This is a genomic window from Enteractinococcus helveticum (assembly GCF_020742345.1).
GTDB classification, from domain to species: Bacteria; Actinomycetota; Actinomycetes; order Actinomycetales; family Micrococcaceae; genus Yaniella; species Yaniella helvetica_A.
Window position 1 is genome coordinate 1 of sequence record NZ_DYXC01000163.1, and the last position, 11569, is coordinate 11569.

The 11569-nt window shown below is 55.3% G+C and carries 13 protein-coding genes; 9 read left to right on the forward strand and 4 right to left on the reverse strand.

Translation table 11 applies throughout. The annotated features are described in order from the left end of the window. Together K8V32_RS13915 and K8V32_RS13920 are read left to right on the forward strand one after the other, a co-directional pair. On the forward strand, nt 1-635 hold a 635-nt coding region (locus K8V32_RS13915; protein ID WP_303908783.1), incomplete at its 5' end, for a Na+/H+ antiporter NhaC family protein. Nucleotides 636-671: 36 nt separating this feature from the next. Next, nucleotides 672-1775: a histidinol-phosphate transaminase gene (locus K8V32_RS13920; RefSeq protein ID WP_303908786.1), complete on the forward strand. Its 1104-nt coding sequence runs from the start codon at nt 672-674 to the stop codon at nt 1773-1775. Nucleotides 1776-1837: 62 nt separating this feature from the next. Here the strand turns inward: K8V32_RS13920 and K8V32_RS13925 are convergent, their stop codons facing one another. Then, nucleotides 1838-2755: a LysR family transcriptional regulator gene (locus tag K8V32_RS13925; protein WP_303908788.1), complete on the reverse strand. Its 918-nt coding sequence runs from the start codon at nt 2753-2755 to the stop codon at nt 1838-1840. A gap of 95 nt (nt 2756-2850) precedes the next feature. On the opposite strand from K8V32_RS13925, the gene K8V32_RS13930 reads away from it, so the two are divergent. From K8V32_RS13930 to K8V32_RS13955, 6 genes are all read left to right on the forward strand, one after another. After that, entirely contained in the window at nt 2851-3951 is a 1101-nt protein-coding gene (locus K8V32_RS13930; RefSeq protein ID WP_303908791.1) for a cyclase family protein, read from the forward strand. Between the two features lie 24 nt (nt 3952-3975). Continuing rightward, nucleotides 3976-4695: an SDR family NAD(P)-dependent oxidoreductase gene (locus tag K8V32_RS13935; RefSeq protein WP_303908794.1), complete on the forward strand. Its 720-nt coding sequence runs from the start codon at nt 3976-3978 to the stop codon at nt 4693-4695. Further along, complete coding sequence (locus K8V32_RS13940) at nt 4688-5638, forward strand: 3-hydroxyacyl-CoA dehydrogenase (protein WP_303908797.1); 951 nt, start codon at nt 4688-4690, stop codon at nt 5636-5638. The genes K8V32_RS13935 and K8V32_RS13940 overlap by 8 nt, the downstream gene beginning before the upstream one ends. Next, nucleotides 5635-7029, forward strand: a complete 1395-nt coding sequence (locus K8V32_RS13945) for a short-chain fatty acid transporter (protein WP_303908800.1) — start codon at nt 5635-5637, stop codon at nt 7027-7029. Before K8V32_RS13940 ends, K8V32_RS13945 begins: the two co-directional genes overlap by 4 nt. Further along, a complete protein-coding gene (locus K8V32_RS13950) occupies nt 7029-7325 on the forward strand; it encodes a YciI family protein (protein ID WP_303908802.1) in 297 nt (98 codons plus the stop codon). Before K8V32_RS13945 ends, K8V32_RS13950 begins: the two co-directional genes overlap by 1 nt. A 181-nt stretch (nt 7326-7506) precedes the next feature. Beyond that, a complete protein-coding gene (locus tag K8V32_RS13955; RefSeq protein ID WP_303908813.1) occupies nt 7507-7770 on the forward strand; it encodes an aminotransferase class I/II-fold pyridoxal phosphate-dependent enzyme in 264 nt (87 codons plus the stop codon). 95 nt (nt 7771-7865) lie between these two features. On the opposite strand, the gene K8V32_RS13960 is transcribed toward K8V32_RS13955, so the two are convergent. The 3 genes from K8V32_RS13960 to K8V32_RS13965 all read right to left on the reverse strand — a co-directional run bounded on the left by K8V32_RS13960 (nt 7866) and on the right by K8V32_RS13965 (nt 9518). Beyond that, nucleotides 7866-8678 carry a Sec62 family protein translocation protein gene (locus tag K8V32_RS13960; protein ID WP_303908805.1) on the reverse strand — a complete coding sequence of 271 codons (813 nt, stop codon included), beginning with the start codon at nt 8676-8678 and terminating at the stop codon, nt 7866-7868. 512 nt (nt 8679-9190) lie between these two features. Beyond that, nucleotides 9191-9403, reverse strand: a complete 213-nt coding sequence (locus K8V32_RS14685; protein WP_369681078.1) for an MFS transporter — start codon at nt 9401-9403, stop codon at nt 9191-9193. Beyond that, nucleotides 9363-9518 (reverse strand): hypothetical protein, encoded by a 156-nt coding sequence (locus K8V32_RS13965; RefSeq protein ID WP_303908808.1) that lies wholly within the window; start codon nt 9516-9518, stop codon nt 9363-9365. The genes K8V32_RS14685 and K8V32_RS13965 overlap by 41 nt, the downstream gene beginning before the upstream one ends. Nucleotides 9519-9938: 420 nt before the next feature. On the opposite strand from K8V32_RS13965, the gene K8V32_RS13970 reads away from it, so the two are divergent. Next, nucleotides 9939-11486, forward strand: coding sequence for an MFS transporter (locus tag K8V32_RS13970; protein ID WP_303908811.1), 1548 nt, complete (start codon nt 9939-9941; stop codon nt 11484-11486). Nucleotides 11487-11569: the final 83 nt, after the last annotated feature.

An 11569-nucleotide genomic window follows, 5' to 3' on the forward strand; every position in this document is an offset into this window, starting at 1 on the left:
TCCTGACGCTGCTGATGATCTCCCTGCTGGGTGCCGCCACGGCCTTCATCATCCAGGGCAGCACAATCACCGACATCATGCAGTCCATGAGCTCCGGCTTTGTCTCGGCCACCGGTGTTGAATTCCTCGACGATCTGCTCTCCCGCGGCGGCATCGACGCAATGCTCAACACCATCGCGCTGGTCATTATTGCCACCGCACTGGGCGGTATTTTAGAAGAAACCGGCGCGTTCAAAGTCCTGGTCGGTTCGATGATCAGCCGCATCAAACGCCCCGGCTCCATGGTCGCCGGCTCACTGGGCGCAGGCTTCACCGTGGCCTTTGCCTCCGGTGAGCAATACGTGTCCATCCTGCTACCGGCCCGGGCATTCGTTGAGCCCTATCAGAAGATGGGCCTGGCCCCGGTCAACCTGACCCGTGCCGCAGAAGCCGTCGGCACCGTGGGTATCAATCTGGTCCCCTGGTCCGTCCCGGCGGTCTTTGCCGCAGGCGTCTTCGGGCTGGCGCCAACCGAATTCATTCCATTTATCTTCTTCGCAATCCTGGTCCCGCTGATCAACCTCATCTACGCCTACACCGGATTCACCATCAAACGCACCGAACCGGCCGAAGACAAAACCCTCGTCAACGCCTAATCGAAGCACATAATTCTCACAAGGAATACCCCCGTCATGACACAACAAACCGTCGCCTCATTCTTCCGTCCCGCCGTGGACGCCGTGCCAAACTACAAACCCGGCAAACAGCCCGCCGTCGCACCCGGTATGACGGCGTACAAGCTGTCCTCCAATGAGCACTACCTGCCGCCGCTGCCTGCTGTCGTCAAAGCGTTGACAAAACCAATGACGCCGTCCAGTTATCCTGACCCTGCCGCGAGCGCACTGACCGCTGAACTCGCAATGTACTTAGGAGTTGGCTCCGAGCACATCACGGTTGGTGCTGGTGGCTCTGAAATGCTCAGCGCACTTGCCCACGTGACCCTAGAAGCTGGTTGCGAAGTGGTCTACCCCTCCCCCAGTTTCGAACTCTACGAACAAGTTACTGCACTGACTGGTGCGGTACAGCGGCCGATCCCGCTAACCCCAGACTACCGACATGATCTCCCCGCAATGGCCGAAGCGATCACCGATCACACCCGGCTGGTACTGCTGTGTTCGCCCAATAATCCCACCGGTCCGGCCATCACCGCCCACGAATTCGAATCATTTATGGCCGCTGTACCTCCCAATGTACTGGTCGCTCTGGATGAGGCCTACTGGGAGTTCATGACCAACCCCGACGCGGTCAACGGTTTGGATATGGTAAACAACTACCCAAATCTGGTGCTAATTCGAACCTTTTCCAAAGCCCACGGCTTGGCAGGTTTCCGCATCGGTTACGCGGTTGGTCAACCTGAAATCATCTCGGCTATCGGCAAAGCACAAATCCCATTTGGAGTCACCCAGCCCAGCCAAAACGCTGCCATCGCCTCCCTGCACCACATCGACCAGGTGTTAGAACGCGCCCGGGCTATCGCCGTTGCGCGCGACAAATTCGTTACCGCACTGCGCGCCCAGGGTTGGCAGGTCCCCGAGGCACAAGCCAACTTCGTGTGGCTGCCGCTCGGAGAGCTATCCACTGAATTCGAAAACGCCTGTGTGGCACAAGCTCTTGCTGTGCGAAACCTCGGCCACGGGGTGCGCATCAGTATTGGTGAGCCAGCAGCAATGCAACGGATCCTTGAGGTGACCGCGAAGTTCATCACACGACATTCGACCATCTGCACGAAACCATAACACCCGCGTAGGGCGTGTTGTGGCCACGCCTCGTCTTGTGTGGCCACAACACTTTCCAGCTGTTATTCGTCCAGAATCACACCCCGGGGTCGTGGTGGGGGCGGGGCAATCTGGTTGATCACTTCGATAACGGCCTGAGTTGCCGCATTGGCCTTTGCTGACCAGACAACGGTTGCTGGCGTAAATTGCCGTTGCCCTGCCAATGGTAAAAACACCAGGCCCGGGGTTCGAACATGCCGGACCGAAGAGACTGTGAGCGTGACTCCCACACCAGCTGCCACCAGGCCCAATATTGTATAGGAATCTGGTGCCTCCTGTACGATTTTCGGCACGAATCCAGCCTCTGCGGCAAGTTTGATCCCCAAATCGCGAACATTCGACCCGTAGGCGCCCGGGAACATCACCCATGGGTCATCGCGAAAAGCCGCCAGTTCTACTTCGCTGGAACCGGCCAGTCGATGGTCGGAGGGCACTGCAACGAGCAATTCTTCATATTCAAATACTCGGTCTAACAGCCCTGGATGCTGCAATGGGCGCCGAGAAAAAGATATATCCAAGTCACCAGACACAATCCGGCCCGGGCCCTGTCCACCGTAGATCATTGATTTCAGTTGCAGGTCCACACCCGGCAGCTGTTGACGGACTGCTCGTGCAATGGGTGGTAGCCATGGTCGAGACGACGCCCCCGCATAGCCCATGCGCACAGTACCCTGAATAGCACCTTTCATACCGTGAGCACTGCGTTGAATGAGCTTCATTTCCTGCAATGCCCGCCGCGCGTGTGGCAAGACGGCCCGTCCTGCCGTTGTCAACGCGACCCGACGAGTGGTGCGCTCAACCAGAGGCGCCTCCACTCTTTGCTCCAGGCGTCGAATGAGATGGCTAAATTGCGGTTGGCTGACTTCCAGTCGCTCGGCCGCTCGAGTGAAATGTAGCTCCTCCGCCAATGCGATGAAGGCTCGTATTTCTTGAAGGTTCATCCAGTCTCCGTCACGAAAACTTATTTGGAATATTTATAAGTATATGCAGTTTTCATCTTGGACAACATATAAATGTTGCCCATAGGATATGACCCATGTCCGACAAGCCTGTGATACCGAGCACCAGCGACAACGATAGGCGTCACCCTCGCTGGAAGAAGCGCCCCGATCCATCGACGTGGGGCGACTTCGGCCCTGACGACACCTTGGGTCGGCTCAACCTACTGACCGAGGACAAGGTTCGCCAAGGTCTCCAAGAGGTCCACGATGCTAAGACCTTCTCGCTTGGTCTGCCATTAAATCTGCCCGGCGGCAATGACCTCAACCCCAACCGACTACCACCGGTCCACCGACCAAATCTGCGTGGCAACCTGGTGAATGCCAATTGCCGTCTTGACCAGATCTACCCAGACGCAACCGATGTTCTCAACGATGATTTGATCATCCTGCACAACCAGTACTCTTCCCAATGGGATGCTCTCGTCCATGCTGGATCACTGTTCGACGCCGATGATGACGGGGTTGCCGAGCCGGTATATTACAACGGCTTTCGCCCTGAAACTGACGTTCACGCTCCCACGGAGCTCGATGACTGTGGGCTCCAGCCTCAAGACCAACGTCCACTGACTACGACCGCAGATTTTGGTGTGCTGGGCATCGGTTCCATGGCAGCCAAACCCATTCAGGGTCGTGCAGTGCTAGTCGACCTAGCACACCACTATGGCACTGCCCCAAGGCGAATCAGCTATATGGACTTTGCAGCAGTACTCGAGGCCGATGCCATTGAGGTTCGTCCCGGCGACATTATTTTGCTGCACACCGGTTATGCCCACAAACTCATCGAAATGCGCGGCACCCCAGATCCAGACATCCTGCATAACTACGGCGCGGTACTCGATGGACGCGACCAGGCGCTGTTGAATTGGATCACCGAATCCGAAATAGCAGCAATCGCTGCAGACAATAACGCCGTCGAACAATATCCTGCCGAACCCGTCGAAGGTCCAGCAGCCATCCTGCCGCTACACGAACACTGCCTGTTCAAACTCGGCGTACCACTGGGCGAACTCTGGCACCTGACCGGACTGGCAACATATTTGCGGTCGGTTGGTCGCACGGCATGTCTGTTGACTGCACCACCGCTGAACATGCCTGGTGCCGCGGGATCTCCGGTCAACCCGATAGCCACTGTCTAACCACGCAAACATACAAGGAAACTCATGTCCACCACACCATCTGTACCTCAACGCGTCCTGATCACAGGAGGAGCAAGCGGTATTGGAGCCGCCATCGCGCAGCGTTGCGAAGTTGACGGTTATAAACCGGTCATTTTGGATCGCACCGGAGACAACGCCATCCACTGCGACTTATCTGATCCTGTCTCCACGCAAGCAGCACTTGATCAAGCCCTGGCCGATGGGCCAATTACTCGACTGGTCAATAACGTGGGAGCAGTTTTTCCGAACACCGTATCAGACCAGACGATCGAAGAATTCGATGCGGCCATCGCACTGAATCTGCGAAGTGCATTTTTGTGCACTCAAGCTCTGCTGCCCGGTATGCGCGCGGCAGGTTTTGGGCGCATCGTTTCAATGTCATCGCGTGCAGCACTGGGGAAAGAATTACGCAGCGCTTATGCTGCCACCAAGGCCGGACTCCAGGGTATGACGCGTACCTGGGCGTTAGAAGAAGGCCACCATGGGATCACAGTCAATGCCGTAGGCCCAGGGCCAATCGCTACAGATTTGTTCCTAAACGCTAATCCGGCTGACTCCGCTCACACCCAAGCAATTCTCAACACGGTTCCGGTCGGTCGCATTGGCACACCGGAGGATATCGCCCATACCGTGTCGTACCTGCTGGATGAACGTACTGGTTTTGTCACCGGTCAGACGGTATATGTTTGCGGCGGTATGACGATAGGAGCTACCCATGGATAACCAGGCGACCATAGCAATTATCGGTGGCGGTTCAATCGGTGTTGCTTTTGCTGTGGTTTTTGCCCGCGCCGGGGCAACTGTGCGCATCCAAGAACCCGCGCTAGAACGCCGCGATGCGGTTTTACCTGATATCACCCGACGCCTTCAAACGCTCGACAACCATGGGCTATTGGAGGACAACGTAGCCACGATTACCCAGCGTATTCAAATAGTCGCTGAATTGGCTGAAGCGGTTGCCGATGCTGACCTCGTCCAAGAATGTATCCCTGAAAATCTCGAGTTCAAACAGCAGCTCTTCACGAAACTGGCTGATCTCACTGAGGACACTTGCGTGATCGCCTCATCGACCTCATTCATCCCTTCGTCCCAGTCCAGTGCTGACACGGGCGTTGCAGATCGCACACTGGTCGCGCACCCGGGCAATCCCCCATATGCGATCCCAGTCATCGAATTGGTGCCCAACCCGCAGACTCGAAACGACATCATCCAGCGGGCAGAACAACTGTATACGGCGGCTGGTATGTCTCCAATCCGGGTGCAACAAGAAATCGAGGGGTTCGTCTTCAATCGACTGCAAGGAGCCCTCCTGCGCGAAGCCTATGCGCTGGTGCGCGACGGCATCGCTTCAGTCGAAGACATCGACACTGTGGTACGCGACGGACTAGGACGACGCTGGGCGTTCATGGGTCCCTTCGAAACAGTGGATCTCAATACACGCGGGGGCATAGCCAACCACGCGAAAAACATGGGCCCTTCGTATCACCGGATGGGCCTGGAACGCGGCGATACTTCTGTTTGGACAACAGATCTCGTGGCAGAAGTCGTCGCCCAACGGAGACAACAACTGGACCTCAGTGATTGGGAAGATCGTGTCAGTTGGCGCGACGAACAATTACTGGCCCGAATCGCACAACAACACGCTGGCACCAAGGAATCATTATGACACAAACATTACAAACGAAACCGCCAAAGCAGCGGGCCGGGGTGCTAGAACGCACCGCAGATTTCTTCACCCAAATGATGGCACGCTGGCTGCCCGACCCATTGGTTATCGCGGTGTTACTGACCATACTGGTCATGGCCCTGGCAATGGGCTTCCAAGGCACCGGACCATTAGAGGCCATCGATTATTGGGGCAACGGCTTCTGGGATCTGTTGGCTTTCTCAATGCAAATGACCGTGGTACTTCTTACCGGGTACATTCTGGCGCGAACCCCGATTGTTGATGCAATCCTCGACCGACTCACCGGTTCTATTACATCCCCACGCTTTGCAATCATCACACTTACCGTGGTTGCGCTGGCCGCGTCCTGGCTGAACTGGGGTTTTGGCCTGGTTATGGGCGGCATCGTCGCCAAAAAGATGGGGATGAACGTCAAAGGCCTACACTACCCGCTGGCAATTGCCTCCGGGTATTCAGGCTTTCTCGTCTACGGCAGCGGAGTCTCTGGAACCATCCCGCTGACCATTGCGACCGAAGGCCACTTCATGCAAGAACAGATGGGACTCATCCCCACATCGGAAACCATCTTTTCTCCGATCGTGCTGGTCACCACAGCGGTCATTTTCGTAGTACTGCCATTATTTAACGCAGTGTTGCATCCGAAGGATCCCGCAAAGGTCCGAGAGCTTGACCAGTCCACGATTATTGCAGAAGCCCAACCTGAACTAGCATCAAACTTCGACGCCGATGGTCGCCGCAACTTTGCGGCAACCTTGAATAACAGCCCCTGGGTTGGCATTGTCATCGGTGTGCTCGCTCTGGTGTTTTGCTTCCGACACTTCTTCATCAACGACGGCCAGGTCGACTTGAACTCGATCAACTTTATGTTCCTGTTCTTGGGTCTGCTGTTATTCGCCCGTCCTGCACGCTTCCTTTCAGCCGTGGGCGACGGCATCAAAATCGTCTCTGGCATTATCATCCAATACCCCTTCTATGCTGGCATCATGGGCATTCTGGTAGGCTCTGGCCTCGTTGTGTCCTTTGCCAACTGGTTCGGATCTTTCTCTACCGCAGAATCCTTGCCATTCTTCTCATTCCTGTCCGCAGGTATCATCAACCTCTTCGCACCTTCCGGTGGGGGCCAGTGGGCTGTTCAAGGTCCGGTCATGATCGAAGCCGCTCAAACGCTGGGCGCCTCAGAATCGGCCACCGCCTTGGCCACAGCCTTTGGTGACCAGTGGACCAACATGCTCCAGCCCTTCTGGATCTTGCCGGTGCTGGCAATCTCGGGTTTGAAACTGCGTGATGTCATGGGCTATCTCGTCCTGGTACTCGTGCTCAGCGGCGTCATCTTCGGTGGTTCTGCACTCATCTGGGGGTACTTGCTGTAATGCCATATTTCATCGAAACCTACGACGACGCCCGACAGGCACACATTCGTCAAGAAAAATACCAGGAACACCTGAACTATCTCGACTCAATCGCACCAAAACTCCTGGCCTGTGGCGCAAAGCTTGATGACTCAGGCGATACCGCATCCGGTGGCGTGTATCTTGTGGATGTAGACACTCGTGTCGAAGCAAAAACGTTGATCCAGGCCGATCCTTTTTATCAACTCGGACTGTTCCGCAAGGTTGAAATTACACGCTGGCGCAAAGCCTATCTTGAAGGCCAAAAATATATTTAGCCAGCTACTCATGGTTTGAGGGTGTATACAGGTTCATTCCTGTGTACACCCTCAATGCTTTAACCAAGAGTTCACCAGTACAAAGGCGGCGAACCGCTCACACGAAATGACCAGCCCGTTCCGGTAACAGTTTCTAAGTAGCCGTTGGCGAAAGGACGCCGCCCTGCTCCGTGGTGTAGGAATTGGGGCGTACGGGGAATTCTGCACAAAACCCGATGCCCGCAACGGCCTTGCGGCAGCCAAAACCTATGACAACGTGGTGCTGGTACGCACTTTCTCAAAGACCCACGGGCTCGCGGGATTGCGCGTCGGGTACGCCGTCGCTCAGCCTCATGTCCTCCCAGCTCTGCGCAAAGCGATTCTGCCGTTTAGCGTTTCGCAGCTCAGCCAGAACGTCGCGTTGGCCGACATAGCGATGGATTTCCGAACTGCCAGGCCTGTTTGAATATTGGAGAGGAATAGCTGGTGGGACCGTGAAGACATCGCTGTCCCACCAAGATCAGTTTTGCAGCAGAGTGAGTGCTCCCCAGCTGGTTAGGATCATAATCCTACCGGAGGCAGACCAGACGTCATTGGCTGCGAAACGGGGCGCGTCTTTGTAGAGCGCCGTAAAATGAACGCGCTAATCCCAACCGCGACGGAGCAAATCAGCAACAACATCGTGCCAGCGCTGAACGGCATATTATCGAGACGACTCGTGATCACCACGGTAACCAACCCGATAAATACTCCCAGTGCGCCAGTAAGCAATCCAGCAATAGCTGCAATCTTCTTAGGTCGTACGCTTCGTAAGGCGATCGCCACCCCAGAAACAATCGCTGTGATAAACAACAAGATCCGCAATACGGTGGCCGCAAGTAACGCTGTGATGAAACCTAGTCCTTGCACTAGGACGAGACCGCCAGCTCCGTCGAAGTTTCCATCAGCGATATTTCGTGCCGCACTTACATACCGGCCAATTGATGTCGGTCCCATCGGCAGGAATGTGCTCCCGATGGTCAGCACTGACACAATCAGCAGCGCGATTGCCGCACGGCTGATCGGCGTTGACGCGAGCTTTGCATGTTGATCAGCCACAGTTCTTTTGACTGACTGAGCGGCGTTCTTCGCAGTGGGCGCCACTTTGTCTGCATAAAAATCTCTGGCCCCTGAGCGATCGAACGCCGGCGCTACGGTGTTGTCGTAGTAGTGCTGTGCTCTCGAAGCGACGTTTTTCGCACCGTCAACAACCTGATGCAACCGGTTCTCCTTCGGCACCTCCGGTAGCGGTGGAGGCTCGAGACGGCGCTTCATTTCAGGATCTTCCCTTGAAGTTTCAGAGTAGTCACCATCGTATAAATTGCCGTCGGTCACGCCGTCCCTACAATCAGCTAGTGAATTTACTGGTTTCTTAGAACGTACCAAAAAATCCACTCAAAATAGGAGATAACTGCCTATTGTTTAGGTTGGATGATTCAGGATAATTATCTAGGGCGCAGATTTACTCCACGGATGATTTACTACTGCCCAGCACTCTCAATGGACTGAAGATTAGTGGTCTCCCATCGCGAACTTAGCTGCTTGTGCACTGGAGCCAGGTACCGTCGTATCTGGTATTGAGCTCAGCGGCATTACAATGTCTTCAAGCGATCATCACTCGGGTATGAACACGACCTTCAGTATGTTCGTCGTTTCAGATACCAGCAGATCAAGCTGCCCATCTGCTATATACTCGTCGTCACCGAATAACGAATCTTGTTGCCTCTCGCTTTGGCCAAAGAACTCCTGCAGACCCTGAGGATAGCCCGTCGCTGATGGATCGTGATGCGGTCCCCCCACTTCCAGCAGTTCTTCTCCACTGTCTTTCCGTATGTTTCTTCGATCTCTCAGAGGATCTTTTCGGTTTCCTCTTCACGCCCGTGGATGAATAGCCACCTGGGGCTCTCGGGTACGGTTCGCCGCACCAGCAGGATAATCAGGCCAAACACAAGCCCAGCTGCGGCAGTACCTGCGACCTGCATATCAGAGATCTCGATGCCGCTTTCCGGGTTTTGACAATCAAGTGGTGATGTTGCCGACGACGGTGGCTTCCAGGCCATCTACGATCCACACCGTGCCAAGATCGATCAAGACTCGGATGTGCCACTTCGACCACAGCAAGCGATTCAATCGCGCAGGAATAGTTTCAATCGTCATATATTGTGTGCGAGTCACAGCTACTCCGAGGTGTACCTCGTGACTGACCATTACCTACTGGCAAACTCTGACTTGAGCCCAAATCATCAAGGAGACCTAGAACATATCGTTGCTCCGAACGAGCTAAAACGCCAGCGGAAACCAAAATTTGGCTTGTTACGTAGGCGGATATCTTCGAACTCCTCACGCACTACTTATTAAAAACTCAAGGATCAGTGTCGCGTCCAGGACTGCGGTGCATCGGTGCCTCGCAGCACGGGTTCTATAGTGCAGTCGTGAAGAAGCGAGAGAAGCCTCGAATATTCTCTTTAGGCTTTCACAAGACGATGTGCACCTAAACCAATCTGCTGGGCTTCATCTCAGTTTTTCGATGCGAGGGCTTCGTTAGGGTGAAGCTTGTGAAGTTTCGGAACAGTCCAATGACAGAAGGAGCACATTGTGATCCATCAGCTCAGTGGAAAAACCAGCAGCACGCCCACGCGACGCTACTCTCGACCGGCGCACGACAAACAAGCGCCTGACGCTCAAGTAAAACGAGCAACCGCTGCATCCGCGATCGGTAACGCCACCGAATGGTTCGACTACGGAATCTATGCGGTAGCGACCTCATATATCGCCCACCACTTCTTTGAACCCTTCGAATACCCGATGTTGCTGACCTTGGCGACGTTTGCGATCTCCTTCGTCATTCGTCCGCTGGGCGGGTTCGTTTGGGGACCGCTGGGCGACCGCATCGGGCGCAAAGGCGTGCTAGCCGCCACCATTTTGATGATGTCGGCGGCAACCTTCCTCATTGGGCTGCTTCCAACCTATGCGGCGATCGGCGCGTGGGCGCCGGCCCTACTTATTTTGTTACGCATTATCCAGGGCTTCTCCACCGGTGGTGAATACAGCGGTGCGGCCACCTTCATGGCAGAGTACGCTCCGAATAAACGCCGCGGATTCTTTGGCTCTTTCTTAGAGTTCGGCACCATTAGCGGCTACGCCGTCGGTGCGGCACTGATGCTGACGTTGGAAACGATCTTGACCACCGAGCAAATGACCGCTTGGGGCTGGCGGCTGCCATTCCTATTGGCACTCCCCATGGGTCTGGTGGGATTCTATCTTCGCAATAAGCTCGAAGACACCCCGATCTTCCAGGAGATGCAAGAAGACCAGGCAGCCGAACAACCTGCTTCGTGTGACAACAAGACTTCAGCAGCGGCGCCGGATGCTAAAGTCGAATCCCCAGGTCTGGGCCAGCTGATCAAACAATACTGGCGACAACTGCTGATCATGGGCGGCATGGTCACCGCGTTGAACATCGTCAACTACACGCTGTTGACCTACATGCCGACCTATCTGGAACAACAAATCGGTATGGATGCTCAAGCTGCCCTCACGGTGATTCTCATCGGTGAGCTCGCCATGGTCGTCTTCATGCCGTTTGCCGGAGCACTGTCCGACCGGGTCGGCCGCAAGGCCTGCTGGAACATCTCGCTGCTCGGTATCGGTGTGCTGGCGGTGCCCTTGTTCTGGATGATGGGCATCAACTTCGGACTCGCCCTACTCGGCTACGCCATTCTCGGCGTGCTGTTTGTGCTGCAGCTGGGCACGATTTCTGCAACGTTCACCGCAATGTTCCCCACCCAGGTCCGCTTTGCTGGCTTTGCCATCAGCTACAACATTGCCACCGCACTGTTCGGCGGGACCGCAGCACTGGTCAGCGACTTCTTCGTAGAAGTCACCGGCAGCCTGTTAGTGCCTGCTTTCTACATGACGATCGCATGCCTCATTGGATTGATCGCGGTTTACTTCATGCCAGAAACTGCCGGGGCATCCCTCGAAGGAGAACAGGTGCCCGGTTCAATTGGTTCACCGGTTGTGGCTGGTACCCCGGCCTACATCGCTCTTGAAGAAGGCAAACAGCCAGACCAGCGTGGTCTCACCGATGCTCAGATGCTGGCACAGTTCGACGAACTCAGTGAGAGTGTCGACGTCCATTAGCTGACGGAAGTCTGAACAGCGCGTCAACGGTACTTTTCCATCACTCATTGGAGACACATTCACCTGGTTGTGTGCCGAGAACG